The sequence below is a fragment of the Rhodococcus sp. GQ147 genome (assembly GCF_059759155.1).
On the sequence record NZ_JCAXDU010000019.1, the window covers coordinates 62,359 to 85,742 of the forward strand.

Annotated in this window: 27 protein-coding genes and 1 pseudogene; 18 read left to right on the plus strand and 10 right to left on the minus strand. The window is 68.9% G+C overall.

The annotated features are described in order from the left end of the window. Positions 1–39: 39 nt before the first annotated feature. A complete protein-coding gene (locus AC6CID_RS19970; protein ID WP_064060202.1) occupies positions 40–1,173 on the minus strand; it encodes an MBL fold metallo-hydrolase in 1,134 nt (377 codons plus the stop codon). Beyond that, a complete protein-coding gene (locus AC6CID_RS19975) occupies positions 1,170–1,901 on the minus strand; it encodes an enoyl-CoA hydratase (protein WP_120281582.1) in 732 nt (243 codons plus the stop codon). Before AC6CID_RS19975 ends, AC6CID_RS19970 begins: the two co-directional genes overlap by 4 nt. A 99-nt stretch (positions 1,902–2,000) precedes the next feature. On the opposite strand from AC6CID_RS19975, the gene AC6CID_RS19980 reads away from it, so the two are divergent. Both AC6CID_RS19980 and AC6CID_RS19985 read left to right on the plus strand, forming a co-directional pair. Further along, entirely contained in the window at positions 2,001–2,219 is a 219-nt protein-coding gene (locus tag AC6CID_RS19980; RefSeq protein ID WP_254707578.1) for a TetR/AcrR family transcriptional regulator, read from the plus strand. After that, positions 2,216–2,593, plus strand: a complete 378-nt coding sequence (locus AC6CID_RS19985) for a TetR family transcriptional regulator C-terminal domain-containing protein (protein WP_254707579.1) — start codon at positions 2,216–2,218, stop codon at positions 2,591–2,593. Before AC6CID_RS19980 ends, AC6CID_RS19985 begins: the two co-directional genes overlap by 4 nt. Positions 2,594–2,657: 64 nt before the next feature. On the opposite strand, the gene AC6CID_RS19990 is transcribed toward AC6CID_RS19985, so the two are convergent. Genes AC6CID_RS19990 through AC6CID_RS20000 form a run of 3 tightly spaced genes read right to left on the minus strand, consistent with a single transcriptional unit; the run spans position 2,658 to position 4,460 of the window. Then, positions 2,658–3,341, minus strand: coding sequence for a DUF2332 family protein (locus AC6CID_RS19990; protein WP_064060204.1), 684 nt, complete (start codon positions 3,339–3,341; stop codon positions 2,658–2,660). A 6-nt stretch (positions 3,342–3,347) separates the two neighbouring features. Continuing rightward, a complete protein-coding gene (locus AC6CID_RS19995) occupies positions 3,348–3,557 on the minus strand; it encodes a type II toxin-antitoxin system antitoxin (protein ID WP_006551624.1) in 210 nt (69 codons plus the stop codon). A 12-nt stretch (positions 3,558–3,569) separates the two neighbouring features. Further along, complete coding sequence (locus AC6CID_RS20000; RefSeq protein ID WP_006551625.1) at positions 3,570–4,460, minus strand: SPFH domain-containing protein; 891 nt, start codon at positions 4,458–4,460, stop codon at positions 3,570–3,572. Positions 4,461–4,591: 131 nt separating this feature from the next. Between AC6CID_RS20000 and AC6CID_RS20005 the strand changes: the two genes are divergently transcribed. From AC6CID_RS20005 to AC6CID_RS20050, 10 genes and pseudogenes are all read left to right on the plus strand, one after another. Beyond that, on the plus strand, positions 4,592–5,722 hold the full coding sequence (locus tag AC6CID_RS20005) for an NAD(P)-binding domain-containing protein (RefSeq protein WP_498354364.1): 1,131 nt from the start codon (positions 4,592–4,594) through the stop codon (positions 5,720–5,722). Beyond that, positions 5,719–6,792, plus strand: coding sequence for a S1C family serine protease (locus tag AC6CID_RS20010; protein ID WP_039587527.1), 1,074 nt, complete (start codon positions 5,719–5,721; stop codon positions 6,790–6,792). The genes AC6CID_RS20005 and AC6CID_RS20010 overlap by 4 nt, the downstream gene beginning before the upstream one ends. 42 nt (positions 6,793–6,834) lie before the next feature. Continuing rightward, positions 6,835–7,125: pseudogene (locus tag AC6CID_RS20015) on the plus strand (MFS transporter); the annotation flags it as partial. A 68-nt stretch (positions 7,126–7,193) separates the two neighbouring features. Then, the gene (locus AC6CID_RS20020) at positions 7,194–8,831 is read left to right on the plus strand and encodes an ABC-F family ATP-binding cassette domain-containing protein (protein ID WP_498354358.1); all 1,638 of its coding nucleotides are present in this window, start codon (positions 7,194–7,196) and stop codon (positions 8,829–8,831) included. After that, on the plus strand, positions 8,832–9,206 hold the full coding sequence (locus tag AC6CID_RS20025) for an RNA-binding S4 domain-containing protein (protein WP_498354359.1): 375 nt from the start codon (positions 8,832–8,834) through the stop codon (positions 9,204–9,206). A 69-nt stretch (positions 9,207–9,275) separates the two neighbouring features. Beyond that, the gene (locus AC6CID_RS20030) at positions 9,276–9,548 is read left to right on the plus strand and encodes a helix-turn-helix transcriptional regulator (protein WP_033096769.1); all 273 of its coding nucleotides are present in this window, start codon (positions 9,276–9,278) and stop codon (positions 9,546–9,548) included. Between the two features lies 1 nt (position 9,549). Then, positions 9,550–10,086, plus strand: coding sequence for a hypothetical protein (locus AC6CID_RS20035; protein ID WP_006551632.1), 537 nt, complete (start codon positions 9,550–9,552; stop codon positions 10,084–10,086). Then, positions 10,083–10,973, plus strand: a complete 891-nt coding sequence (locus AC6CID_RS20040) for an ABC transporter ATP-binding protein (RefSeq protein WP_033096771.1) — start codon at positions 10,083–10,085, stop codon at positions 10,971–10,973. The genes AC6CID_RS20035 and AC6CID_RS20040 overlap by 4 nt, the downstream gene beginning before the upstream one ends. Beyond that, positions 10,970–12,163 carry an ABC transporter permease gene (locus tag AC6CID_RS20045; protein WP_033096772.1) on the plus strand — a complete coding sequence of 398 codons (1,194 nt, stop codon included), beginning with the start codon at positions 10,970–10,972 and terminating at the stop codon, positions 12,161–12,163. Before AC6CID_RS20040 ends, AC6CID_RS20045 begins: the two co-directional genes overlap by 4 nt. A gap of 118 nt (positions 12,164–12,281) precedes the next feature. Further along, on the plus strand, positions 12,282–13,787 hold the full coding sequence (locus tag AC6CID_RS20050) for a carboxyl transferase domain-containing protein (RefSeq protein ID WP_498354360.1): 1,506 nt from the start codon (positions 12,282–12,284) through the stop codon (positions 13,785–13,787). Between the two features lie 16 nt (positions 13,788–13,803). Here the strand turns inward: AC6CID_RS20050 and AC6CID_RS20055 are convergent, their stop codons facing one another. Then, positions 13,804–14,478 carry a GOLPH3/VPS74 family protein gene (locus AC6CID_RS20055; RefSeq protein ID WP_064060209.1) on the minus strand — a complete coding sequence of 225 codons (675 nt, stop codon included), beginning with the start codon at positions 14,476–14,478 and terminating at the stop codon, positions 13,804–13,806. 130 nt (positions 14,479–14,608) lie between these two features. On the opposite strand from AC6CID_RS20055, the gene AC6CID_RS20060 reads away from it, so the two are divergent. Continuing rightward, on the plus strand, positions 14,609–16,501 hold the full coding sequence (locus AC6CID_RS20060) for a propionyl-CoA synthetase (protein ID WP_498354361.1): 1,893 nt from the start codon (positions 14,609–14,611) through the stop codon (positions 16,499–16,501). A gap of 85 nt (positions 16,502–16,586) precedes the next feature. Here the strand turns inward: AC6CID_RS20060 and AC6CID_RS20065 are convergent, their stop codons facing one another. The 3 genes from AC6CID_RS20065 to AC6CID_RS20075 are packed head-to-tail and all read right to left on the minus strand — an operon-like array spanning position 16,587 to position 18,366. Beyond that, on the minus strand, positions 16,587–16,829 hold the full coding sequence (locus AC6CID_RS20065) for a DUF3618 domain-containing protein (RefSeq protein WP_060652010.1): 243 nt from the start codon (positions 16,827–16,829) through the stop codon (positions 16,587–16,589). Continuing rightward, positions 16,826–17,248, minus strand: a complete 423-nt coding sequence (locus tag AC6CID_RS20070) for a phage holin family protein (RefSeq protein ID WP_498354362.1) — start codon at positions 17,246–17,248, stop codon at positions 16,826–16,828. Before AC6CID_RS20070 ends, AC6CID_RS20065 begins: the two co-directional genes overlap by 4 nt. After that, positions 17,245–18,366, minus strand: a complete 1,122-nt coding sequence (locus AC6CID_RS20075; protein ID WP_024103103.1) for a YihY/virulence factor BrkB family protein — start codon at positions 18,364–18,366, stop codon at positions 17,245–17,247. The genes AC6CID_RS20070 and AC6CID_RS20075 overlap by 4 nt, the downstream gene beginning before the upstream one ends. 98 nt (positions 18,367–18,464) lie before the next feature. Between AC6CID_RS20075 and AC6CID_RS20080 the strand changes: the two genes are divergently transcribed. From AC6CID_RS20080 to AC6CID_RS20095, 4 genes are read left to right on the plus strand one after another with little or no spacing between them, the layout of a single operon-like run. Further along, positions 18,465–18,974 carry a flavin reductase family protein gene (locus tag AC6CID_RS20080; RefSeq protein WP_064060211.1) on the plus strand — a complete coding sequence of 170 codons (510 nt, stop codon included), beginning with the start codon at positions 18,465–18,467 and terminating at the stop codon, positions 18,972–18,974. 37 nt (positions 18,975–19,011) lie between these two features. Further along, on the plus strand, positions 19,012–19,788 hold the full coding sequence (locus AC6CID_RS20085) for a pyrimidine reductase family protein (protein WP_024103101.1): 777 nt from the start codon (positions 19,012–19,014) through the stop codon (positions 19,786–19,788). Then, positions 19,778–20,269, plus strand: a complete 492-nt coding sequence (locus AC6CID_RS20090; RefSeq protein WP_006551643.1) for a CinA family protein — start codon at positions 19,778–19,780, stop codon at positions 20,267–20,269. Before AC6CID_RS20085 ends, AC6CID_RS20090 begins: the two co-directional genes overlap by 11 nt. Positions 20,270–20,312: 43 nt before the next feature. Then, positions 20,313–20,825, plus strand: coding sequence for a hypothetical protein (locus AC6CID_RS20095; protein ID WP_064060212.1), 513 nt, complete (start codon positions 20,313–20,315; stop codon positions 20,823–20,825). Here AC6CID_RS20095 and AC6CID_RS20100 read toward each other — a convergent pair. Continuing rightward, positions 20,808–22,607 (minus strand): acyl-CoA dehydrogenase, encoded by a 1,800-nt coding sequence (locus AC6CID_RS20100; protein ID WP_432677864.1) that lies wholly within the window; start codon positions 22,605–22,607, stop codon positions 20,808–20,810. The two genes, AC6CID_RS20095 and AC6CID_RS20100, sit on opposite strands and share 18 nt — an antisense overlap. 139 nt (positions 22,608–22,746) lie before the next feature. Here AC6CID_RS20100 and AC6CID_RS20105 point away from each other — a divergent pair, with 139 nt between their 5' ends. Continuing rightward, on the plus strand, positions 22,747–23,379 hold the full coding sequence (locus AC6CID_RS20105) for a TetR/AcrR family transcriptional regulator (RefSeq protein WP_037217077.1): 633 nt from the start codon (positions 22,747–22,749) through the stop codon (positions 23,377–23,379). The last annotated feature ends 5 nt before the right edge of the window (positions 23,380–23,384 follow it).

Sequence of the window (23,384 nt, forward strand, 5' to 3'; positions counted from 1 at the left end):
AGGGCACGAAAGCGAACAACCGGTGCCGTGGCAGGGGGATCAGCTCGACGTGAGCCACCACGGATCGACCGCGACGGACTTCGACGCATCGGACTTCGACACGTCGATCCGCTGACCCGGCATCGGCACCGCCGTGATCACCTCCGACTCCCGCGCGGCGGGCAGCAGCCGGGTGATCGGCTCCGACCAGGCGTGGAAGGCGAGGTCGAAGGTTCCCCAGTGCACGGGGACCAACAGACTGTCGTGACGGTCGACGCCACCGAGGTCGAGATGCGTGCGCACCGCCTCCTCGGGGTTCATGTGCACGTCGGGCCATCGCTTGTCGTAGGCGCCCACGGGCAGCAATGTCAGGTCGAACGGGCCGTAGGCCTCGCCGACGTCGGCGAACCGCGGGGTGTACCCGCTGTCGCCGCCGAAGAACACCCGGCGCGTCGGCCCGGTGAACACCCACGACGACCACAACGTGATGTTGCGCTGCAGGCCGCGCCCGGAGAAGTGCCGGGCCTCGGTGCACGTGATGCGCAGGCCGTCCACCTCGACGTGTTCGTCCCAGTCGAGTTCGACGATGCGTTCCTCGGCGATCCGCCAGCGGCGCAGGTGCGCGCCCACCCCGAGCGGCACGACGAACCGGACGGTCGGCTGCAGCACGGCGAGGCTCTCGACCGTGAATCGGTCGAGATGGTCGTAGTGGTCGTGCGAGATCACCACCGCGTCGAGGCGCGGCAGGGTCTGCAGTTCGACCGGCGCCGGATGCAGACGTGCCGGGCCGACAGTCGGTGAGGGTGACACGCGCTCGCTCCACACCGGGTCGCACAGCACCCGGTAGCCGTCGACCTCGACGAGGGCGGTCGAGTGCCCGAACCACGTCACGGCGAGTTCCGCCGCGTCGACCGGCGCGAGATAGGTCGACAACGGCACCTCGGTGCGAGGTCTCCCCCGCGACCCGCGGGTGAGCAGGTCTTTCGCGAAACCGCCCGCCGCCTCGGCGCCGAGCACGGACGCAGGGTCGGTGTTGTGGAAACGACCGTCGCGGTAGCGGGGCGACGCGGCGGCGTAGGGACGGATGTCGGGGACCGAGGCGCCGATGGAACCGGGCAGGCCGTTCACGGCGCGCGCGACCCACAGCGTGCCTGCTCCGGCGAGCGCTGCCGAGACGGCGGACCGGATGTTCATCGTCCGCGGAAGATCGGGTCGCGGCGCTCGGCACGAGCGAGCCTGGCCTCCTGGGCGTCCTCGCTGAGCCACGCCGCGGCGAGTGCGGCGGTCTGCTCGGGCGTGGCCTCGTCGCGGGTGCCGTCGTCGTTGAGGAACAACTTCATCGCGTTCAGCGACAGCGGCGCGAGCTTCGCGATCTCGTGCGCCCATGCCTGCGCGTCGGCGAGGTCGCCGATGCGATTGGCGAGCCCACGCGCGAGGGCTTCCTCGGCGTGGACGGGTTCGGCGGCGAGGAAGACTGCGCGTGCCGGACCGCCGCCGATGAGCGAGGCGAGTCGCCGGACCGTCCATCGATCCACCGAGATACCCAGGCGCGCAGCAGGAACCGAGAATCGTGCAGTGGGCGCCACGACCCTCAGATCCGCCGCGAGCGTCAGTTGGGTGCCGGCACCGATGGCCGGGCCGTTGACGGCCGCGATCACCGGGATCGGAGCCTCGACGATGGTGCGCAGCATCTCGGCGAGGCTGTCGGTGAACCCTTCGGCGTAGACGTCGCCGGAGAGATCGGCCCCGGCGCAGAAGCTCGTGCCCCGCCCGGTGATCACCACGACACGCGCGTCGTCCGCCACGGCCTTGTCCACCGCTTCGCGGATCTCCACGCACAGCTGCGTGTTGAGCGCGTTACGACGCTCTTCGCGTTGCAGTTCCACGGTCACGACGTCGCCGTCGCGGCTGATCCCGATCATGTGTCGCCCCATCCCTTCGTCACCGAACACCCCGCATCATTCCACCCTCCCCGCGAGTGTGGGCGAGGCGCCGGATCGACCAACGACCACGGCGCGAAGATGCGCGGCCGACCCGACACCCGAAAGAAGAGGCCGAAGGCCGATGGACGCCGCGACGACACCTCACCCGAACAGCGGATCGCCGACACGGTGCTCCTGCTGCTGCGCACGAAGGGGCCGAAGGCCGTCACGATCGAAGCGGTCGCGAACGTCGCCGGCATGGCCCGGACGACGATCTACCGCCGGTACCGGGATCGCAGCGAGATGCTGAGGCGGTGATGGAACCCCTCACCCGATCGGCACCCCCGGAACCGGAGGCCACGGCCGAAGAGCTCCTGCGGTGGGTGGTGGAGCAGTCCTGTCTCTCCGTCGACGAGGGCATCGGGCTCGGTGGGCTCGCGGCGCTCGTCACCGAACAGGAACCGTGGTTCACCGAGCTGATGCGATCTCTGTTGATGCGCCACCGGCAGATGCTCGCCGAGGCCATCCGACGCCACTGCGACGACGGAACCGTCTGCGCCGATCTCGATGTGGAGACCTTCCCGGACTGCGTGGTCGGAGCCTACTTCGCCGAGCAGGCGCGTCGCGGCGAGGTGGACGAGGACTGGCCCGCTCGCATCACGCGAACCCTGCTACCGACCTTCGCCGCCTGATCCGATTTCGGTGGATCCGACCCCGCCGAGCGGGGGTGGAACCACCGAAACAGTGGAATCGAGATCAGTGGAACCAGTCGAGAATTCGGCCTCGCGACCAGCAGCGCGCCACCGCGTCCACCCGATGCTCGGCGCCCTCGTACAACGCGATGCCGACGATGCTGTGGCCGGAGGCCGGACGATCACCGAGCGTCGGGACCGACGGCGCGACACCTACACCCTCGGCCGACACCCACGCGACCGTTCGTCCCGTGGCCGCCTCACGAAGGCGGTCGACGAACGACGGGCGCCGCGGGATCGGCAGACGTGACAGAGCCCTGGTAGTCGTCACGACGACCAGGGCATCCTCGGGTACCGCCGCGATCGCCTCGGACAGCAGTTCCACGACGTCGCCGTAGAACCGGACGGGCGGGTCCTCGGCGAGCAGGGCGTCCTCGACGTCGGGGCGGTGCCGTGTCACGGCGACGCGCCTGACCACCGAAGGCATCGTCCGGTCGGGAACCGCCCCGCCGTGGACGATCGAACAGCTCTCCTGCACAGGAGAATCCGGGTCGCCCAGGAACACCCCGTCGCTGTAGGTGATGCCCACGCGGTCGACGCACAGGTTCAGCGCCGCGGGGCGTCCCACGTCGATCAGACCGATCGCGGTCGCGCCTACGCGGTGGGCCGCCTCGGCGAGCGCGGGATAGAGCACCGCGTAGCGACCCGTCTCGTCGGTGGTGCCTCCCCGTCGTGCCGTGCCGGCCATGTCTGCTCACTCCTCGTCGTGGGCATCGGCACGCGGACGGCCCGGTCCGCGTATGCGCCCCACCTCGCGCGGCATCCGACCGGCCTCGGTGAGGGCCCGCCGGAGCAGGAACTCGATCTGGGCGTTGGTGCTGCGCAACTCGTCGGCAGCCCACCGCGCGAGCGCGTCGTGGACTGCCGGGTCGAGGCGCAGCAGCACCTTCTTACGTTCGACCATGCCGCATGATCCCTACTGGTACAGCGATCCCGTGTTGAGGACGGGCTGAGCACTCTGGTCTCCACACAACACGACGAGGAGATTCGAGACCATCGCGGCCTTGCGTTCCTCGTCGAGTTCGACCGTGTGTTCGGCCTCGAGGCGGGCCAGGGCGGTGCCGACCATCGAGACGGCACCTTTGACGATCTGTTCGCGGGCGGCGATGACAGCGCCGGCCTGCTGACGTCGCAGCATCGCCTGGGCGATCTCGGGTGCGTAGGCGAGCTGGTTGATGCGGGTCTCGATGACGCGGATACCGGCGGACTGCACGCGGTCGTGGACCTCGGCCGACAGCTTGGTGGTGATCTCGTCGGCATTCTGACGCAGCGACATCACTTCCGGCGCAGCGTCGTATGGGTACGAACCGGCGATGTGGCGGACCGCGGCCTCGGTTTGCACGGCGACGAACTCCTCGAAGTCGTCGACGTCGAAGACGGCGCGCGCGGTGTCCTCGACCTGCCACACGATGACCGCCGAGATCTCGATGGGGTTGCCGTCGGCGTCGTTGACCTTGGCTCTGCCCGTCTCGTGGTTGCGGATGCGGGTGGAGATCTTGCGGCGGGTGTTGAGCGGGTTCATCCAGCGCAGACCGGGTTCGCGCAGGGTGCCGGTGTACGAGCTGCCGAGGAGTTGGAGGACACGGGCCTCGTTCGGTTCGACGAGGACGAGTCCGGCGAGCGGCACGAGGGCGAGCACCACGATGACGGCGCCGGCGACGATCAGCGGAACGGTGACATCCACTGCTCCCCAGCCGATCAGACCGGCGCCGACGGCGATTGCGACCAGAGCGGCGATCAGTACCGACCAGCCGTTGGACGAGGCACCCGGCCGCTCGACGGTCACGGGCGACTGCACGACATCCATGTTCCTACCTCCCAGGATCAAAGCGATATTAAAGTGATATCACATTTCTACGGCTGCGGACAGCGTTCCCTCCGCGCACCGGCCGCGATCGCGGCATGATGAAGGACAACGATCCGAGAGGGAGGCTCGCGATGCTCGCCGACGAGGCACTCGATGCGGCCGAGGTACAGACCGCCGATGCGGCGCCGGTCGACATCGTCGTGATCGGCGCCGGGCAGGCCGGCCTGTCGACCGCCTACTTCCTCACCCGCTTCGGAGTCGCACCCGAAACAGGATTCGTCGTCCTCGACCGCTCGTTCGGCCCCGGCGGGGCATGGCAGGACCGCTGGCCATCACTGACACTGAGCACCGTCAACGGCGTCCACGACCTGCCCGGCCTCGCGTTCGCGGACGTCGTCGACACCTCCGCGGGCGAGGTTCCGGCAGCCTCTGCGGTACCGCAGTACTACGCCGCCTACGAGAAGGAGTTCGGCCTTCCCGTCCACCGCCCCACCACCGTGCGGGTCGTGTGCGACCGCGGCGAGCGACTGCGGGTCGAGACCGAATCGGCCGTCTACGCGGCACGCGGCATCATCAACGCGACCGGCACCTGGGAGCGCCCCTTCGTCCCCTGGTATCCCGGCGCCGCGCGGTTCACCGGACGGCAGCTGCACACCAAGGACTACCGAACGGCCGAGGAGTTCACCGGGCAGCACGTGCTCGTCGTCGGTGGCGGCATCTCCGCGGTCCAGCTCCTCGACGAGATCTCCCGCGTCACCGAGACCACCTGGGTGACGCGACGCGAACCTGCTTGGAGCGAGGAACCTTTCACGGCCGAGCGCGGTCACGCCGCCGTCGCTCTCGTGGAGGATCGGGTACGACGCGGACTGCCACCCGGATCGGTCGTCTCCGTCACCGCGCTCCCGCTCACCCCGGCGCTTCGGGCCGCGCGCGAACGCGGCGCGCTGGAGCGGTCCCCGATGTTCTCCGAGATCACCGAGACCGGCGTCCGCTGGAGCGACGGCCGGACACTCGACGTCGATGTCATCCTGTGGTGCACCGGATTCCGGAGTTCCCTCGACCATCTCGCACCGCTGTCGTTGCGCAACGCCGGTGGCGGCATCACGATGGACGGCCGGCTCGCGACCCGCGTCGCGAAGGATCCGCGCATCCATCTCGTCGGCTACGGCCCGTCGGCGTCCACGATCGGAGCGAACCGCGCCGGTCGCGCCGCGGCCCGGGAACTGGTCGACCATCTCACCGGCGAGGTGCCGCAGCAGTGAGCGGGCGGGGCGGATCGGTGCTGCTGGTCGCGCTCGCGACCACCGCCAGTCTCGTCGCATCGGCACCGGCCCTGGTCGACGTCGCACTCCCTCCCCCACCGCCGGCGCCGGTCGCTCCTTCCCCGACACCGCTGACCGCCGACGAACTCACCGCGCGCACCCTGCCGGTCGTCGTGACGATCGACGCGAGCGCGGGATGGACGGGCATGACGGGCACCGGGATCGTGATCACCCCCGACGGCACGGTCGTCACGAACCATCATGTGGTGAGCGGAGCCACCGATATCAGCGCGGTGAGCGGCGCGGACGGTCTGATCTACGACGCGGAGGTCCTCGGCTACGACCGCGAGCGCGATCTCGCCGTCCTGCGGCTCGGCACCGCGAGCGATCTTCCGGCCGCCGCGATCGCCGAGGACCTGCCGCCGGTGGGCAGCCGGGTCACGGCCTTCGGCAATTCCCAGGGCGGTGGGGTCGTCGTGGCGACCCCCGGCACCATCGTCGAGTTCGACCGCAATGTGGTGGTGCGCGACGCCACGGACGGTTCACGTCACCGCCTCACCGGGATGATCCGCACCGATGCCCCGATCCGGCCGGGTGATTCCGGCGGGCCGCTCGTCGACGAGTACGGAACGGTCGTGGGGATCAACACCGCGGGTGCGGTGCAGCGGAACATCGACACCTCGCCCGATACGACCCCCGAGGCGTACGCCGTGCCCATCACCGAGGCGATCACCGTCGTCGAGCAGGTGCGGACGGGAGTGAGCGAAGGGTCGGTGCACGTGGGCCCGACGCCCCGGCTGGGCGCGAGCGTCACCACCGCCCGCAAGGACGGGCAGGATCTCGGGGCCGAGGTGCTGTGGGTGTCCTACGACAGTCCCGCCTATCACGCCGGTCTCGACGCCGGCGACGTCGTGGTGTCGTTCGACGGGGAGCGCGTCTCGTCGACCGGAGAACTCGAGGAACGTCTGCTCCGTCACCGTCCCGGCGACGTCGTGTCGATCGAGTGGACCACCGAGAACGACGAAAGACGCTCCGCAGAAATCGTTCTCGAAGTCGGACCCGCACGCTGACGGCGACGCTCACGGAAAAATCGGTTGATCGGTCACCCGGGGGTGTGGGGAACGCTGCTGCAACGGCGGGTGCCCGCGCACCTGCTCGGTCGGGTCTCGAGTCTCGACTTCTTCGTCTCGATCGTGTTCATGCCGCTGTCCATGGCCGTGGCCGGGCCGCTGGCCCTCACGGTCGGGCTCGCGCCGACCTTCGCGATCGCCGGGTTGGTGCCGGCCGTCGCCGCGGTGATCGTGATCGTCGCGGCCCGGACGCGGCGCGACGAGATCGCCAATCCACTCGACGCCGTCCCGGTGGGCGACGATGGGATCGTGCCCGCGGAGTGCGGCGGCTGAGGGGCCGCTCGTGGCCGGTACCGACCCGCGCCGGACCTCGGATTCGTCGCACCCGGGATACTCGGAGCGTGAGCGCAACACTTCGTATCAACGGCCTGTCGGCCTCCCGCGGGGAACGTGTCCTGTTCGACGGACTCGATCTCACCGTCGCACCCGGCGATGTGATCGGCCTCGTGGGGGCCAACGGCGCCGGGAAATCGACGCTGCTCACGACCCTCGCAGGGGTCGGTGACGCCGATGTCACCGGCTCGGTGGTCCTCAGCCCGCCCGACGCCACCATCGGCTATCTCGCCCAGGAACCCGAACGGGTGCCGGGCGAGACGATCCTCGGTTTCCTCGCACGTCGCACGGGTGTCGCGGCGGCAGAACACGTCATGAACGCCGCTGCCGAGCGACTCGGAGACTCCGACGAGGACGAGTACACCCCGGCGCTCGAACGGTGGCTGGCGCTCGGCGGGGCCGACCTCGCCGAGCGCGCCGAGAAGGTGATCGACGACCTCGGCCTGGAAGCGGGCCTCGACGCTCCGATGACGGCGCTCTCCGGTGGCCAGGCCGCCCGCGCCGGGCTGGCGGCACTGCTGCTGTCGCGCTACGACGTGCTCCTGCTCGACGAACCGACGAACGACCTGGATCTGGCCGGCCTCGAACGACTCGAACGCTTCGTGGACGAGACACGCACGGCATTGGTGGTCGTCAGCCACGACCGCGAATTCCTCGCGCGCACGGTGACGGGCATCGTCGAACTCGATCCCGTGCAGCAGCAGATCTCGGTCTACGAGGGCGGGTACGAAGCGTATCTCGTCGAGCGCGAGGTGGCGCGCCGACACGCGCGCGAACAGTACGAGGAGTTCGCCGACACCAAGTCGCAGCTCGAGGAACGCGCCCGGATGCAACGCAACTGGCTCGAACACGGCGTCCGCAACGCGCGCCGCAAGTCCAAGGACAACGACAAGATCGGACGCAAGCACCGCGCGGAGGCCACCGAGAAGCAGGCGGCGAAGGCGCGTCAGACGCAGCGGCGCATCGAGCGGCTCGACGTCGTCGAGGAGCCGCGCAAGGAATGGGAACTGCGCATGTGCATCGCCGCCGCCCCACGCAGCGGCACGGTGGTCGCGACCCTCGGCGAGGCCGTCGTCCAGCGGGGCGACTTCGTCCTCGGGCCGATCACCACGCAGGTCGAGTGGGGCGACCGCATCGTCGTCACCGGCCCGAACGGCGCCGGGAAGTCTACGCTGCTCCGGTTGCTGCTCGGCACGATCGAACCGGATACCGGTCGCGCGTCGCTGGGGTCGGGTGTTCTCGTCGGCGAGATCGATCAGGCCCGCAGCCTGTTCGAGGGGGACGAACCGCTGGTCGAGGCGTTCGGGCGCAACGTGCCCGACTGGCCGGACGCCGACGTGCGGACCCTGCTGGCGAAGTTCGCCCTCAAAGGGCACCACGTCCTGCGGACGGCGTCGTCGCTGTCGCCGGGCGAACGCACCCGCGCGGGACTCGCACTGCTGCAGGCACGCGGCGTCAATCTGCTGGTGCTCGACGAACCCACCAACCACCTGGATCTGCCGGCGATCGAGCAACTCGAGCAGGCCGTCGACAGTTTCGAGGGAACCCTACTGCTGATCACGCACGATCGCCGCATGCTGGAGACCACACGGACGACACGTCGATGGATGCTCGACGACGGGAAGCTGAGCGAGGAGTTGATGTAGATGGGTGGAAGCGTGCGCGTGGACAGCTGGACGTGGTCGGTCCGGCTGTTCAAGACCCGGTCCGCCGCGGCGAGCGCGTGCCGCGCCGGGCACGTCCGCGTCGACGGTGTGACGGCCAAGCCGTCGACGCCGGTGACGATCGGAGCCGAGGTCCGCGTACGCGCGCACGGAACGGAGAAGATCGTCGAAGTCACCCAGCTCGTGAACAAGCGCGTGGGTGCACCGATCGCCGCGACCGCCTACATCGATCACAGTCCCCCGCCTCCACCGAAGGAGATCCTCGCGGCGCTCCCCCGCCGCGACCGCGGGGCGGGCCGTCCGACGAAGAAGGAACGCCGCGAACTCGACCGTCTCCGCGGTTTCGCCGACGACTGACAACACTACGACATATCGATCCATCCTCTCCCATTGACAAAGCGTTGGGTTTTCACAACACTTTGTTCCATGAGTCCGGTACGTCGTGGGGAAGCTCTCCCCATCTACAACCGCATCCGCGTCCTGCGCGCGGAGCGTGGCATGAGCCGCGCACAACTGGCCGCGCTCATCGATGTGAACCCGCAGACCGTCGGAGCACTCGAACGCGGCGACCACTATCCGAGCCTCGATCTCGCCTTCCGCATCTGCGATGTCTTCGGACTACCGGTCGAAGCCGTCTTCTCCCGTACCGAGTTCACGCCGTTGTCGACCGAGCTGTACAAGCCCCGGAAGGAGGCCTGAGATGACCACAGAATCCCTGCTCGATCGCTACGAGGAGTACCGCACCCGCAGGTTCCTGAAGAACGAGGAGATCACCGGGGGGTGGATGCCGAACTGGCGTACCCGCCGTCGCCGCCGGATCCTCGCCGTCGCCGTCATGGTGCTGATCGCGCTGATGTTCGTCGCGTCGATCGCGTCGTACTTCACGATGGCGGCGGCGATCGCCTGGCTGCCGGTGACGCTGGTGTTCCTGCCCACTTGGACGTGTCTGCAGATCGTGTCGGGAAGGCAGTCCGATGCACCCCGTCGCGCCCTCGATGAACGCGAGATCGCCGAGCGCAACAGCGCCCGCTCGATCGGTCTGTCCGTGGCGCAGGGCCTGCTGATGATCCCGATCTTCGCGTTGCTGTGGAGCCCGGCGATCGACTCGATCGACCATCGGGCACTCGCCTATTCCGCAGGCGGATTCGCTCTCGCCTCGATACTGTTCAGCGGTTGCCTGCCCGCCGTTCTGCTCGCCTGGACCCGCCCCGACGACGATCCGGAGGACCTGCTGTGACACTGACGATCGACAATCTCTCGAAGCGCTACGGCGACACGGTCGCTCTCGACGGCGTGAGTTTCGAAGTCCGCCCCGGCGAATTGTTCGGTTTCGTCGGCAGCAACGGCGCCGGCAAGACCACCACTATGCGGATCACCCTCGGCGTCCTGGCCGCCGACTCCGGCGAGGTCCGCATCGACGGGAAGCCGGTCGACCTCGAGATGCGCCGCAACATCGGGTACATGCCCGAGGAACGCGGCCTGTATCCGAAGATGAAGGTCGGCAAGCAACTGTCCTATCTCGCTCGGCTGCACGGCCTTTCGAAGTCGGAGGCGTCGGAGGCGGTGCAACGGTGGACCGAACGGCTCGGCATCGCAGAACGTCTCGGCGACACCGTCGACGCCCTGTCGCTCGGCAACCAGCAGCGCGTGCAGCTCGCCGCGGCTCTCGTGCACGACCCGAAGGTCCTCGTCCTCGACGAGCCGTTCTCCGGCCTCGACCCGGTAGCCGTCGACGTCATGAGCGACGTCCTGCTCGAGAAGGCGAAAGATGGCGTGCCGGTGGTGTTCTCGAGCCACCAGCTCGACCTCGTCCAGCGCCTGTGCGACCGCGTGGGCATCATCGGCGCCGGCCGGATGCGCGCCGTGGGCACCGTCGACGACCTGCGGTCCAAGGGCGACGCGCTCCTCGTCGTCCACGCGCCGCAGGCACCCCGAGGCTGGGCGCACGGTCTGCCGGGCGTCACGCACGCCGAGTACGAGGACGAGCGCACCGTGCTCACCATCACCCCCGGCGCCGACGACCAGCTGATCCTCAAGGCGGCCCTGGCCACCGGCCCGGTCCACGAGTTCTCGCTCCGACGCCCATCCCTGACCGAGCTGTTCCGAGAGGTGGTTTCCGCATGAGCGCCCCGTTGAGCAACGCCCGCGCGGTCGGTCTCGTCGCGTCGCGCGAGTTCGTCACGCAAGTTCAGAAGAAGAGCTTCCTGATCAGCAACGCGATCATCCTCGTCGCGATCGTCGTCGGTATCGTCGCCACCTCGATCCTGTCCGGCGGTGACGACGACCGGCCCACCGTCGGAGTCGTGGGGGCGCCCGCGCTGCAGACGACGATCGAGTCGCTCGGCGAGACCGTCGGCACTCCGCTCGAGGTCTCCGACGTTCCCGACGCCGCCACCGCCCGCGAGCAGGTGTCCTCCGGCGATCTCGACGTCGCGCTCGTCCCCGGCGACGGCGCATCCGTCACAGCGATCACCGAATCGGAACTCGACACCGACGTCCGCGCGGTCGTCGAGGCCGCTGTCGTGCAGCAGGCCCAGGTCGCCGCGCTGACCGACCGCGGCGTCGATCCCGCCGCGGTCGCGGCCGACGTCTCGGCGGCGACCGTGACCGTCGACGCCATCGACCCGCCGGACCCCGAACAGGGACAACGCATCATCCTCTCGATCATCGCGGTGATCCTGCTGTACATGCAGATCCTGATGTTCGGCATGTACGTCGCGATGGGTGTCGTCGAGGAGAAGTCCTCGCGTGTCGTCGAACTGCTGCTGTCCACGCTGCGTCCCCTGCAACTGCTGTGGGGCAAGATCCTCGGCATCGGCGCGGTCGGGCTCCTGCAACTCACCGCCTACGGCGCGGTCGGTGTCGGCACGGCGCTCGCCACCGACACCCTCACGATCACCGGCACCGCCCTCGGCGTGCTCGCCGGCACCCTCGGCTGGTTCGTCCTCGGCTTCGCGTTCTTCGCCGTCCTCTACGCGGCGGCGGGGTCGATGGTGTCGCGGCAGGAGGACGTCAATTCCACCTCGGGTCCGCTGGTGATGCTGATTCTCGCGATGTTCTTCGCGGCGTTCTCGTCGGTCGACGACCCCGAGGCCGGATGGAGCACCACGCTGAGCTGGATCCCGCCGTTCTCCGCGATCCTCATGCCGCTGCGCATCGCGGCGGGCGTGGCCACGCCGGTGCAGATCGTCGGCACCATCGTGCTGATGGTCGCCGCGATCGCGATGCTCAGTGTGATCGCCGCGCGCATCTACCAGCGGTCGATCCTGCGCATCGGCCGGACGGTCACGTGGAAGGAAGCGCTCGGCCGATAGCCGATCCCACAACGAGGGGGAGGATATATGCGGTGTGTCGCAAGAACACGCACATGTCCTCCCCCTCGTTCGCGCCGGTATAGGTTGACCGCGACGGACGAGGACAGGTGGAGGCGACGTGGCCGGTAGCAGGATCTCGGCGCAGGAGTTCATCGACAAGGTGCTCGACCCGGGAAGCTTCGTCTCCTGGGACGTTCCGCCGATCGATGTCGGGGCCGGCGAGAAGTACCTCGCCGATCTGGACAGGGCCGCCGAGAAGTCCGGGGTCGACGAATCCGTGCTCACCGGTTCGGGCACCGTCCACGGCCGCCGGGTCGCTCTGATCGTGTGCGAATTCTCCTTCCTCGCAGGCTCGATCGGTGTCGCCGCCGCCGAACGCATCGTCACCGCCGTCGAACGCGCGACCGCCGAGGGACTGCCCCTGCTCGCGTCGCCCACCTCGGGTGGCACCCGCATGCAGGAGGGCACCCTCGCCTTCGTGCAGATGGTGAAGATCGCCGCCGCCGTCGCTGCGCACAAGGCCGCACATCTCGGTTATCTCGTGTACCTGCGCAATCCGACGACGGGCGGGGTGTTCGCGTCGTGGGGGTCGCTCGGGCACGTCACTGCCGCCGAACCGGGCGCGCTCGTCGGGTTCCTCGGCCCGCGCGTCTACAAGGCGCTCTACCAGGAGAACTTCCCCGAGGACGTCCAGACCGCGGAGAACCTGTACCGCAAGGGCGTGATCGACGGGGTCGTGCCCCTCGGCGGTGTGCGTCAGGTCGTGCACCGGCTGCTGCGCGTACTCGTCGAGGGCAACCGGCCCGAGGTGACGTCGAGTCCGGCGATCACCACCGTCGACGACGTGCCCGACATCCCGGCCTGGCATTCGGTAATGCTCAGCCGACGGCCCGAACGGCCCGGTATCCGGCAGTTGCTGCGTCACGCCGCCTCCGCGCAGGTCCCCCTGTCCGGGACCGGTGAGGGCGAATCCGATCGCACCGTCCTGCTCTCCCTCGCCCGGTTCCGCGGCGTGTCGTGCGTGATGTTCGGCCAGGACCGCGCGGGACAGTCACCCGAACGCACGATGGGGCCGGGAGCACTGCGCGAGGCCCGCCGCGCGATGCGTCTCGCCGACGAACTGCGCCTGCCGCTCGTGCTCGTCATCGACACCCTCGGCGCGTCGCTGTCGAAGGAGGCAGAGGAACGCGGGCTCGCACCCGAGATTGCCCGCTGCCTCGCCGATCTCGTCACTCTGCCCACCCCGACGGTCTCGGTGCTGCTCGGTCAGGGAACCGGAGGCGGCGCGCTCGCCCTGCTGCCCGCCGACCGCGTGTTGTGCGCGCAGCACGGCTGGCTCGCCCCGCTCCCGCCCGAAGGCGCGAGTGCAATCGTGCACCGCGACACCACCCACGCACCGGCCATGGCGCAGGATCAGGGGATCCGCTCCCGCGATCTGCTGCGCAACGGTGTCGTCGACGCGGTCGTCCCCGAGCATCCGGACGCCACCGAGGAACCCGTCTCGTTCGTCAAGCGGATCGGTGCCGCGGTGGCCCGCGAACTCGCGATCCTCACCGAGGAACCCGCGGAGGACCGCTACCGGCGACGGATCGAGCGGTACCGGAAGCTCGGCGTCCCGTCCTGACGCGGCGCGATCCGGATCAGCTCGAACCCGCGACCGCTCCGCCGGCTATGAGGGCCGTAGTCATCGCCGCGTTGACGGACGCGACGGCGTCGCGCACCGCTTTGGCCGCCCACTCGCCTTGCGCGATCTCCTTCGCCCGTTTCTTCACCGTCCGCTTGTCGGCGTCCGGGAATACCTTCGGCGCCGCATCCGCCGCCGACAGCAGCGCGATCAGCGCCGCGGTGCGTGGCTCCGGGGTCAGGCCGTCGATCAACGCCGCGCGGATCAGGTCGCGGACGCGCTGCTCGTGGGTGGAATCGATCGCGGGCCACTTCTTCGTCGGGAACACGCCGAGGATCCTCCCGCGCTCCTCCGAGACCCAGCCCTGCTCGACGACCCGCGCGAGAAGCTTCTCCTGCAGGTCCTTCTGCAGTTTCTCGATGGCCGACGTCGGCTTCAGCGGCCTGCCCGAGCCGAGACGCTCGACTGCCTCGGCAAGGATCGGATCGGCGGGTCGTGCCTCGGTGCGTATCGCGATCCGCCCCTTCTTCACCTGCTCCCCCTCGGTGTCGACCGCCACCACGTCGTCGAGGGCGAGTTCGAGGAGCACCGCACCCGCGAGAACGCGGGGCAGTTTCACTCCGTCGACGAGAGCCTTTCCCGATTCGTCGTCCAGAAGCAGGAGCAGCAGGTCTTCCGCGATCGAGGTCATGCGGCTCAGGGTAGGCACTTCGTCCGTTCGTCGCCTGGTCGTGTCCGTCCGACGCAGACCTGCAGCCACCCCCTTGCAGGTCACATAGAGTGGTTCGGGCCACAACCGCCGTCGAGGAAGGACACGAACGATGGGCTCGTACGAGGAGGCGTTCCGTCGGAGCACCGAGGATCCGGAGGGATTCTGGCTCGAGGCCGCCCGCGCGGTCGAGTGGGAGAGCGCGCCGACGCGAGCTCTCGACGACTCGGCGGCACCGTCGTACAAGTGGTTCCCGGACGGCACCCTGAACACCAGCGTCAACGCACTCGACCGGCACGTGGACGCCGGCAACGGCGACCGCCCGGCCCTGATCTGGGATTCGGCGATGGTCCCGGCCAAGCGCACCTACACCTACGCCGAACTGCTCGACGAGGTCGCGAAGTTCGCCGGTGTGCTGCGCGACCAGGGTGTCGCCGCCGGCGACCGCGTCATCGTCTACATGCCGATGATCCCCGAGGCCGCCATCGCGATGCTCGCCTGCGCCCGCATCGGGGCGGTGCACTCGGTGGTGTTCGGCGGGTTCGCCGCGAAGGAACTCGCGACCCGCATCGACGATGCCACGCCGGTCGTGCTCGTCACCGCCTCCGGTGGTCTCGAACCCGGCCGCACCGTCGAGTACCTGCCGATCGTCGAGCAGGCGATCGGCCTGTCGCCGACCCCGCCGCACACCGTGATCGTGAAGAACCGCGAGCAGATCCCCGGATCGGCGGCCGACTACCAGACGTCCTCGGCGGCGTGGTTCGACTGGGACGAACTGTGCGCCGACGCGTCCCCTGTGGAGCCCGTGACGGTCGCGGCGACCGACCCGCTCTACATCCTCTACACCTCCGGCACCACCGGGAAGCCCAAGGGCGTGGTCCGCGACAACGGTGGGCACGCCGTGGCCCTGACGTGGTCGATGCGCAACATCTACGACATCGATCCGGGCGACGTGTGGTGGACCGCGTCCGATGTGGGCTGGGTGGTCGGCCACTCCTACATCGTCTACGGCCCGCTGCTGGTCGGAGCAACGACGGTGATGTACGAGGGCAAGCCCGTCGGCACCCCCGATGCGGGTGCGTTCTGGCGGATCATCGCCGAGAACGGCGTCAAGGCACTGTTCACCGCTCCCACGGCGATTCGCGCTGTGCGCAAGGCGGATCCGAACGCCGAGGAACTGAAGAAGTACCCCATCGACTCGCTGCAGACGCTCTTCGCCGCCGGTGAGCGCCTCGACCCCGACACCTACCACTGGGCGACGAAGGTGCTCGGCCGCCCGGTGGTCGACCACTGGTGGCAGACCGAGACGGGCTGGGCGATCGCGGCGAATCTGCGTGGGCTCGAGGCGATGCCGCTCAAGGCCGGCTCCCCCACTGTCCCCGTGCCGGGTTACCGGGTCGAGATCGTCGACGGAGAGGGCAAGCGCGTCGATCCGAACACCGAGGGCAACATCGTCATCCGCCTGCCGTTGCCGCCGGGCACACTGGCCGGCCTGTGGCAGGACGACGACCGGTACCGCCGGTCGTACCTCGACACCTTCCCCGGTTACTACCTCACCGGCGACTCGGGCTATGTCGACGAGGACGGCTACGTCTTCGTCCTCGGCCGGTCCGACGACGTGATCAACGTTGCCGGGCACCGGCTCTCGACCGGCAGCATGGAGGCCGTGGTGGCCTCGCATCCCGCTGTCGCCGAATGCGCCGTGGTGGGCATCCGCGACGAATTGAAGGGCCAGCGCCCCTCGGGTTACGTGGTGCTCAAGGCCGGTGTGGAGATCGAGCCCGAGACCCTGCGTCAGGAACTCGTCACGATGGTCCGCGACCAGATCGGTGCGGTCGCGACCTTCCGCGACGTGACCGTGGTCCAGGCCCTGCCGAAGACGCGCTCCGGCAAGATCCTCCGCAAGACCATGCGGCAGATTGCCGACCACGAGGAGTACACCGTGCCGTCGACGATCGAGGACCCGGCCGTGCTCGACGCGCTGAAGGAACAGCTCGGCGGCTGACGGCACGCCCCGCTGAGCCTGCACACAGCAGCGGACGGATACTCGGTGCAGAACACGAGTATCCGTCCGCTCGAGTACGCCTACGTCACTTCTTCCGTCTGCGCCTCACAAGCACCAGCACGAGCACGGCCGCAAGGACCCCGCCGGCCACCGCGATCAGATCGGGCCGGTTGCGGACTTCCTGGGCCCGTTCAGCCGCGGACTGCTTGACCCGGGTGGGCACGTCGAGTCTGTCGGTGAGTTCGCCGACGGTCGCGGCGAGTTCGGCCCGTTGACGTTCGATGTCGGCCACCTCGTCCGGACGACCACCGTTGTCGGATGCGGTCACTTCGTTGCTCCCTTCGCGGCGTCGATGTCGGCGCGGACACTGGCGGCCGTGCGTTCCGGCACGGGCGGTGCGGCGTTCTTCGCCTTCGAGGCACCGACCGCGGCGAGGATGCCACCGACCGCGAGCACCACGAGCGCGACGATGAGGGCCGCGAGCCACGGTTCGACGGCGGTGGCGAGGCCGAGCACGGCCGTCGCGATCAGGGTCGCCAGACCGAGGAACAACAGGATCGCTCCCGCACCCGAGATCCCCACGCCCACACCGATGCGGGTGCCTTTGGACTTGACTTCCTCGAGCGCGTGCGAGACCTCGGTCCGCACGAGGGTCGAGACCTGTTCGGTGAGCCGCTCGGTGAGTTCGACAGTGGACAGGTTCTTCGGTTGCTCGGCTACGGGGCGCGCATTGCCGGGTGTCGTCATCGCGGATTCCTTTCCGTCGTGGGCCCGGTAGGGCCCACGGGGTCGGCCGCCTCTCCGGAGGAGCCGTCGGCGCTGTGGGCTTCGCGCAGCTTCCGCCCGTGCTCGACGAGTTCCTCCAGCTTGGCGGCGTTCTTCTCGCTCGCGCGCGAATCACGTTCGGGCAGTTGCAATGTCTTCTCGGCAGGCATACCGGCCTGCAGCTGGCGGCCACGTTCCATCTCGGCGTCGAACTCGGCACCGAACAACAAGGCCAGATTGGTGATCCACAACCACAACAGGAAGATCACCGCACCGGCGAGTGAGCCGTAGGTCTTGTTGTAGCTGCCGAAATTCGAGACGTAGAAGGCGAATGCCACCGAAGCCACGATCCACACGACGATCGCGATGAGAGATCCGAGGCTGACCCAGCGGAACTTCGGCTGGGACACGTTGGGCGTCGCGTAGTACAGCACCGCGACGATCATGACCACCAGCGCAAGCATCACGGGCCACTTGACGATGTTCCACACCGTCACGGCGGTGTCGCCGAGGCCGATGACGTCGCCGATCGTGCGTGCGACCGGGCCGCTGATCACGAGCATCAGGGCGGTCGTCCCGGCGGCCACCAGGGCCACAGCGGTGATCAGCAGCATCAGCGGACGCAGCTTCCAGACGGGCCGGCCCTCTTCGATCTCGTAGATCCGGTTCATGGCGCGGCCGAAGGCGCCGACATATCCCGAGGCCGACCACAGCGCGCCGAGAATACCGACGATCAGGGCGAATCCGGCTGTCGGTGCGGACACGAGCTGTTCGATCGGTCCTCGCAGGGTGTCGACGGCGGAGGACGGGCCGAGGTCCTCGACCATGCCGAGCACGGTGTCGACCGTCGTCTGTCCCTGGCCGAACACGCCGAGCAACGAGACCACGACGAGCAGCGCAGGGAACAGCGACAGGACGGCGTAGTACGTCAGTGCGGCTGCGAGATCGGTGCACTGGTCCCGACTGAACTCCCGAATCGTCCTGCGCAGCACATATTTCCACGACGGCGTGGACAGATCGGTCGGTGAGTCGGGTTTGCGCGGGTCATCGGGGGCGAGGGTGGCACCCGACGATCCATCACCTCTGTGCTCGGCGTCCATACTGCGGCGGGTACCCCACCTCGCACACCGACCAAACTCACAGCCGCACCGCGGCCGAACCACAGCCGCATCGGTGTGACGGCCGTACGATTCGGCTCATGGCCGACACCCCACTCGAAGGATCCGCCGACGGTTTCGCGGGCATCGCCTCGCAGCTCGACTACCCGATGTTCATCGTCACCGCATTCGACGGCGAGGAACGCAGCGGTTGCCTGATCGGTTTCGCGACCCAGTCCGCGATCGATCCGGCCCGCTTCCTGGTGGCGCTGTCGAACAAGAACCGGACCTACCGGGTGGCGTCGAAGGCGAAGCACCTCGCCGTGCACGTCCTGACCCCGGCAGACCGCGAACTGGCAGCGCTGTTCGGCGAGCACACCGGCGACGACATCGACAAGTTCGACCGCTGCTCGTGGCACGAGGGACCCCACGCACTACCCGTGCTGGACGGCCCGCGCGCGTGGTTCGTCGGCCGGATCCTCGAGACCTTCACGACCGGCGACCACGGCGGTTTCCTCCTCGAACCCGAACGCGGTGAGCTCCGTGGCGACCTGGACCGCCTCATGACCTTCAAGTCCGTGGGTGATCTCGACGCCGGGCACGGCGCGTGACGTGCATCCGGCGGGCGGGAGTGGTCTGATCGGCGTCATGCGACGACTCGACGGCACCGATGCGACGCAGCACGTGGACGACACGGCGCTGCGCGCTCTCTACGCCTATCCCGACGACCTGTCCCGGCCGTGGATGCGGATCAACTTCGTGTCCTCCCTCGACGGAGCCGTGGCGGTCGAGGGACGATCGGGCGCCCTCGGCTCGCCCGCCGACAAGAAGGTCTTCGGGCTGCTGCGCGAACTCGCCGATGTGATCCTCGTGGGCGCAGGCACCGTGCGGGCCGAGAACTACGGCGGCGCGAGGACCAGCGAGGCCCTGCGCGTGCGCCGCGAGGAGGCCGGACTCGCTCCGATACCGCCGGTCGCGGTGGTGACCGCCTCGTGCGACCTGCCGCCCGACCTGCGTCTGTTCACCGACACAACGATCCCGCCCGTGGTCTTCACGACCGCACGGGCCCCCGAGACCGCCCGGCGCGCGGTGGAGGCCGCCGGAGGCGACGTCCGCGTCATCGCCGACGCAGTGATCGACGGCCCCTCCCTGCTCGCGGCGATCGGCGAGGCGGGATGGCTCCGGGTGCTGTGCGAGGGCGGACCGAATCTGTTCGGCCGCATGATCGAGGACGGCGTCGTCGACGAGCTGTGTCTGACCTGGGCTCCGGTCCTGGCCGCCGGCAGCGCCGCGCGTATCGCGCATTCGCCGACGGCCGCTCTGACACCCCTGCAACGTGCGCACCTGGTGTGCGACGACGACGGCACCCTGCTCACCCGCTGGGTGCGACCCGATGCTCTGGAAGGAGACACGCATGGCCGATGACGACGTGGTGGAGGGGACGGACACCTCCGACGAGTTGATCGAGCAGCTGGCACAGCTCGCCTCCGACAAGGAGCTGACGCTCGGCTGCGCGGAGTCGCTCACCGCGGGCACGCTCGCAGCCCGCCTGGGTGCCGCGAAGGGCAGCTCCGACTGGTTCCGCGGCGGCATCGTCGCGTACTCGCGCGAGGTCAAGTACGGCCTGCTCGAGGTTCCGGAGGGCCCCGTCGTGTCCGAGAGCGCGGCCCGCACGATGGCGGAGAGCACCTCCCGCCTCCTGGGCGCGGACATCGTTGTTGCCGTGAGCGGAGCCGGTGGGCCCGACCCGCAGGACGGCCGCCCGCCAGGCACGGTGTGCTTCGCGACGACCGGTCCGGACGGCACCCGCAGCGAGGAGCAGCGCTTCGACGGTGATCCCCAGGACGTGCTCGCGAGGACGGTGCGTCACGCCCTGTCGTTGCTCGTCGAGCGCGCATCCGCCTGAAAATCGGATGCGATCTTCCACCCGCGGGCCTAACGTGACGAACATGCGCGTCGTCTTCACGAAGGGCCCCGGGATCGGGTACGAGATCGCGGTGCACCGCGACATCGGTCCGGAGCTCGCTCCGCGCAACGGCCCGGGCGGTCACCCCTATCTCCCCCACGACCTCGTGCACCTGCTGGTCGAGAACGAGGCGGGTATCGAACTCGGTGTCTTCGGGCAGTTGGCCGCGGGCGACAACGGCATGTTCTGGCCCGTCGACAATGCGGAGCGGACCAGAGCGGGTCGGCGTCGGCGCTCGAAGAAGCATGCGATGCCGCCGCGCGCGGAGGCCGACATGATCAGGTCGGAGACACTGGCGCGCATCGCCGTTCCCGTCTGGGAGGCGCGACGCGGCCTGGCGTCGGGCCTTCCGGCATATGTGTCCGCGCACGATATCACCCCGGTGGTCGACCGGATCGTCGACACCTTCGACGACTACGCCGACCGGTGGCATGCGCTACCGGTCGGCGGGTCGGTGACGGTCATCTGGAAGGTGTCGTTACAGAACCGACGGTGACACGTCGAGGGTGGTGCGGTCGAGGCTTGCGAGCAGATCGAACTGCGGACCGGTCTTGGGCAGTTCGAAACGGAAGAAATACCGTGCGGCGGCGCGCTTCCCGTCGAAGAAGTCGCCCTCGCGGTCGCCCACCGCGAGAAGCTGCTCGAGCCACATCCACGCCACCACCACGTGCCCGACGGCTTCGAGGTAGACCGACGAGTTGGCCAGGGCCACAGCGGGATCGCCGGTGGACCACAGCGTCGCGGTCGTCTCCGCGACGCGCGCCACGGCCGCGCCCAACTGCTGGGCGTAGGCGGCGGCGTCGCCCCCGGCCTGCGTCGCCCGCGCGATCGTCTCGCCCACCGCTTCGCCGAGCAGCGCGAGAGCGGCACCGCCCTGCATGATCACCTTGCGGCCGAGTAGGTCGAGGCCCTGGATGCCGTGCGTGCCTTCGTGAATGGGGTTGAGTCGGTTGTCGCGGTAGAACTGCTCGACGTCGAACTCGCGGGTGTAGCCGTAGCCGCCGAGCACCTGGATCGCGAGGCTGTTGGCTTCGAGGCACCACTGCGACGGCCAGGACTTCGCGATGGGCGTGAGCAGGTCCAGCAGCAGACCGGCGCGGGTGCGCTCGTCGTCGCTCTCGGCGGTGCGCTGCACGTCGACGAGCTTCGAGCAGTACAACCCCAGCGCGAGAGCGCCTTCGACATAGGACTTCTGCGCCAACAACATTCGTCGCACATCGGCGTGTTCGACGAGCGGCACCTGCGGCGAGGCCGGATCCTTGGCGCCGAGCGGCCGGCCCTGCGTGCGGGTACGGGCGTAGTCGAGCGACTGCAGGTACCCGGCGTAGCCGAGGGAGGTGGCGAGGAAGCCGACGCCGATCCGGGCCTCGTTCATCATGTGGAACATGTACGACAGGCCCTTGTGCGGCTCACCGAGCAGGTAGCCGACCGCACCGGCCTCGCCGCCGGGGGTGTGGACACCCTCGCCGAAGTTGAGCAGAGTGTTGGTGGTGCCGCGGTTGCCCATCTTGTGGTTGAGGCCGACGAGCGCGACGTCGTTGCGTTCGCCGAGCGTGCCGTCGGCCTCAACGAGGAATTTCGGGACGATGAACAGCGAGATGCCCTTCACCCCGTCCGGCCCGCCGGGGATCTTGGCGAGGACGAGGTGGACGATGTTCTCGGTGAGTTCGTGGTCGCCGCCGGAGATCCACATCTTGGTGCCGGTCAGCCGGTAGGTGCCGTCGGCGGCGGGCACGGCCCTGGTGGTGATGTCGGCGAGCGACGAACCGGCCTGCGGTTCGGACAGGCACATGGTGCCGAAGAAGCGGCCCTCGAGCATCGGCGGCACGAATGTCTCGATCTGCTCGTCGCTGCCGTGGGTGACCAGCAGGTTCGCGTTGGCTGCGGTGAGGAAGGGATACGCCGAGGTGCCGGCGTTCGCGGCCTGGAACCACGCCATCGAGGCACGTTGCACGGCGACCGGCAGTTGCATGCCGCCGTGCTCCTCGTCGAACCCGCCGGCGAGTAGTCCCGCCTTGCAGAACAGGTCGAGCGCGTCCTTGACCTCGGGGATGATCTCGACGCGACCGTCCTCGCCGATGCGAGGCTCCTGAGCGTCGCCCTTCTTGTTGTGGGTAGCGAAGTGCTTGGTGGCGATGTCGGCGCTCAGGTCGAGTACGGCGTCGAAGGTCTCCCGTGAATGTTCGGCGAAGCGGTCGCGAGCGGTGAGGGACTCGATGTCGAGCCAGTCGTACAGGAGGAAGTCCAGGTCGCGGCGGGACAGGACTGGAGAAGGCATCGAGGATCCTTTCGGGCGACTCGGATATCGGCCGTAGCAGGAACGAACTCAGCAGGAACGAACTAAGCGCTCACTCAGTAGACCAACGACGGTGCATGATGTCAACGACGCCTTCTCCGCGACCCGCAGGACGGACCCCGTGACCGACACACCCGAGCAGACCCCCGACGCCTCTCTTGTCGCAGCGCTCCCGAGCGGTGGATCCGAGGTCGCGCGCCGGCTGGTCGCCTCCGCGGTGGAGTCCTTCGCACGCCGCGGCTACCACGCGACCACCACCCGAGACATCTCCGTCGGCGCAGGATTGAGCCCCGCAGCGCTCTATGTGCACTTCCCGTCCAAGGAGGCCGTGCTCTTCGAGGCCGGCCGCAACGGGCACCTCCACGTCCTCGAGGAGGTCGAGAGCGCCGCCACGAGTTCCACCGACCCGATCGAGCGGATCCGCGCCATCGTCGACCGTTTCGTGCGGATCCACGCCGTGCACCACACCACCTGCCGGGTCGCGCAGTACGAACTGCATGCGCTGTCGGAGGAGCACTACCGCGAGATCGCGGAGATCCGCAGGCGCACCGACGCGGTGGTCCGTGAGGTCATCTCCTCGGGGGTCGACATCGGCGCGTTCCGGGTCGGCGACGTGCCCACCGCAGCACTGGCGATCCTGTCGCTGGGGATCGACGTCGCCCGCTGGTACCGGCCCGGCCGCGTGGACGTCGACGATCTGGCCCGCAACTACGTCGGCCTCGCATTGTCGATGCTCGGGGCGCCCCGTAACTGAACGAA

Bases quoted from the DNA above. Each gene is read 5' to 3' on its own strand.
- AC6CID_RS19970 (WP_064060202.1), bottom strand. From the start codon at position 1,173: ATGAACATCCGGTCCGCCGTCTCGGCAGCGCTCGCCGGAGCAGGCACG.
- AC6CID_RS19975 (WP_120281582.1), bottom strand. From the start codon at position 1,901: ATGATCGGGATCAGCCGCGACGGCGACGTCGTGACCGTGGAACTGCAA.
- AC6CID_RS19980 (WP_254707578.1), top strand. From the start codon at position 2,001: ATGCGCGGCCGACCCGACACCCGAAAGAAGAGGCCGAAGGCCGATGGA.
- AC6CID_RS19990 (WP_064060204.1), bottom strand. From the start codon at position 3,341: ATGGCCGGCACGGCACGACGGGGAGGCACCACCGACGAGACGGGTCGC.
- AC6CID_RS19995 (WP_006551624.1), bottom strand. From the start codon at position 3,557: ATGGTCGAACGTAAGAAGGTGCTGCTGCGCCTCGACCCGGCAGTCCAC.
- AC6CID_RS20000 (WP_006551625.1), bottom strand. From the start codon at position 4,460: ATGGATGTCGTGCAGTCGCCCGTGACCGTCGAGCGGCCGGGTGCCTCG.
- AC6CID_RS20005 (WP_498354364.1), top strand. From the start codon at position 4,592: ATGCTCGCCGACGAGGCACTCGATGCGGCCGAGGTACAGACCGCCGAT.
- AC6CID_RS20025 (WP_498354359.1), top strand. From the start codon at position 8,832: ATGGGTGGAAGCGTGCGCGTGGACAGCTGGACGTGGTCGGTCCGGCTG.
- AC6CID_RS20030 (WP_033096769.1), top strand. From the start codon at position 9,276: ATGAGTCCGGTACGTCGTGGGGAAGCTCTCCCCATCTACAACCGCATC.
- AC6CID_RS20035 (WP_006551632.1), top strand. From the start codon at position 9,550: ATGACCACAGAATCCCTGCTCGATCGCTACGAGGAGTACCGCACCCGC.
- AC6CID_RS20045 (WP_033096772.1), top strand. From the start codon at position 10,970: ATGAGCGCCCCGTTGAGCAACGCCCGCGCGGTCGGTCTCGTCGCGTCG.
- AC6CID_RS20055 (WP_064060209.1), bottom strand. From the start codon at position 14,478: ATGACCTCGATCGCGGAAGACCTGCTGCTCCTGCTTCTGGACGACGAA.
- AC6CID_RS20060 (WP_498354361.1), top strand. From the start codon at position 14,609: ATGGGCTCGTACGAGGAGGCGTTCCGTCGGAGCACCGAGGATCCGGAG.
- AC6CID_RS20070 (WP_498354362.1), bottom strand. From the start codon at position 17,248: ATGACGACACCCGGCAATGCGCGCCCCGTAGCCGAGCAACCGAAGAAC.
- AC6CID_RS20075 (WP_024103103.1), bottom strand. From the start codon at position 18,366: ATGGACGCCGAGCACAGAGGTGATGGATCGTCGGGTGCCACCCTCGCC.
- AC6CID_RS20080 (WP_064060211.1), top strand. From the start codon at position 18,465: ATGGCCGACACCCCACTCGAAGGATCCGCCGACGGTTTCGCGGGCATC.
- AC6CID_RS20085 (WP_024103101.1), top strand. From the start codon at position 19,012: ATGCGACGACTCGACGGCACCGATGCGACGCAGCACGTGGACGACACG.
- AC6CID_RS20090 (WP_006551643.1), top strand. From the start codon at position 19,778: ATGGCCGATGACGACGTGGTGGAGGGGACGGACACCTCCGACGAGTTG.
- AC6CID_RS20095 (WP_064060212.1), top strand. From the start codon at position 20,313: ATGCGCGTCGTCTTCACGAAGGGCCCCGGGATCGGGTACGAGATCGCG.
- AC6CID_RS20100 (WP_432677864.1), bottom strand. From the start codon at position 22,607: ATGCCTTCTCCAGTCCTGTCCCGCCGCGACCTGGACTTCCTCCTGTAC.